2 protein-coding genes are annotated in these 1,645 nt (G+C 34.0%); both read left to right on the forward strand.

All coding sequences use genetic code 11. The annotated features are described in order from the left end of the window. The first annotated feature begins 379 nt into the window (after positions 1-379). Complete coding sequence (locus tag ACM0OR_RS28080) at positions 380-643, forward strand: hypothetical protein (RefSeq protein WP_414579684.1); 264 nt, start codon at positions 380-382, stop codon at positions 641-643. Next, positions 644-1,108: a type II toxin-antitoxin system VapC family toxin gene (locus ACM0OR_RS28085; RefSeq protein WP_414579685.1), complete on the forward strand. Its 465-nt coding sequence runs from the start codon at positions 644-646 to the stop codon at positions 1,106-1,108. It abuts the gene before it with no gap. Positions 1,109-1,645 lie beyond the last annotated feature (537 nt).

A 1,645-nucleotide genomic window follows, 5' to 3' on the forward strand; every position in this document is an offset into this window, starting at 1 on the left:
TAGCCTTCAACTTGAGTGGCTTTTACCTTCATATGTTTAACCCGAACTCAGGTTAACTTACACTAATTTAAGGTGCGTCAGCTTGGGTACACTATTCCATCATGAACATCAATTAATGCTGACGCACCCTACAAAATAATTTTTGGGAAAAAAGTGTTAGTGTAGCTTACCGTAGTTATACATAATAAGGATCAATTTGCAGGTATATGCACAGGCGATCCCTACGCTAACGCTTGGCGACAATTTAGATTAGATATATTTCAGTTTATTAGGCAGTATAATTTAATTTTGACTGCAATTATTTTTAATTTGATTATTTAATAATACTAATAGCTTATTATATAATATAACTAATAAGTCGGCAATTATAATTGAAAATATGTCAGCAGAAACCCTACATCAAATACTTAAACAATTAGAAACACTGGAAATAGAAGAACTTCAGCAACTTAATCAGACGATTCAGAAGCATCTTGCTAATAAAGACGAAAATCACAAGCAAGCAGCATTTCACCAAGCATTATTAGACGCTGGTTTGGTGAAGCATATTAAGCATCCTTCTGATGAGATAATAACCGAACGGCAACTAATTCATGTTGAGGGAAAGCCTATTTCAGAAACTATCATTGAGGAACGCCGTTAGATGTCAGTGTATTTCCTGGACAGTAGCGCATTAGTCAAGCGTTATATCAGCGAAACTGGATCAGCTTGGATCTTAGGACTATTCGATCCGACTCTCAAGAATGAGGTATTTATAGCAGCAATAACTGGTGTAGAAATTATTGCCGCTATTACCAGGCGATCGCGTGGTGGAAGTATTAGCTTGACTGATGCGACAGTAATATGTAATCAATTCAAAAGTGATCTACAAACAGACTATCAAATTATTGAGATCACAGAAAATATTATTAATTCTGGAATGATATTATCTCAAACCTACGGCTTACGAGGTTATGATGCTATCCAACTAGCAGCAGGACGAGCTGTCAACATACTTTGCATCGCTAATGGATTACCTGCTATTACTTTTATTTCCGCAGATAATGAGTTGAATACAGCAGTAATCAGTGAAGGATTGATGATAGAAAACCCTAACAAGTACCCATAGCTGATGGTGAAAAATCTTGCTGATAAATCAGCTAAACAATTAGGGTGCGTCAGCTTGAGTGGATGATTTAATAACGAAAATAAATCTATGCTGACGCACCCTACAGAATAATTTTTGGGAAAAAAGTGTTAGTGTAGCTTGCTGTAGTTATACATGATAAAGATAAATTTGCAGGTATATGCACAGGTAGGGAAAACGCACCTTATTTACTAATAAAAACTAAGTGAGATTTAAAAATGACATAGATAATTGTAAAAATCCCTGAAATAATAAATAAAACAAATGAAGTGTTCTGAAAAATATGAATTAGCTTATCTGAAGCTGAAGGATTATTTATTGATACTAAAATAACTCAAGATTCGAGTTTATAAAAGTATGTTTATCTAGAGGAAAAGTGAAATTATTCCTAAAGATTCAAATTTAATTTCTGATATATTAGTTTATGCTAATGCTAAAACTCTTGCTAAATAATTGTTATCCAACCCAGCGAGAAACTGTTTATTTTTTATTCCCCGTTTGACACGCTTCTCTTGACCT

Origin of the sequence: Anabaena sp. CCY 9402-a (genome assembly GCF_963920945.1) — a bacterium.
GTDB classification, from domain to species: Bacteria; Cyanobacteriota; Cyanobacteriia; order Cyanobacteriales; family Nostocaceae; genus Trichormus; species Trichormus minutissimus.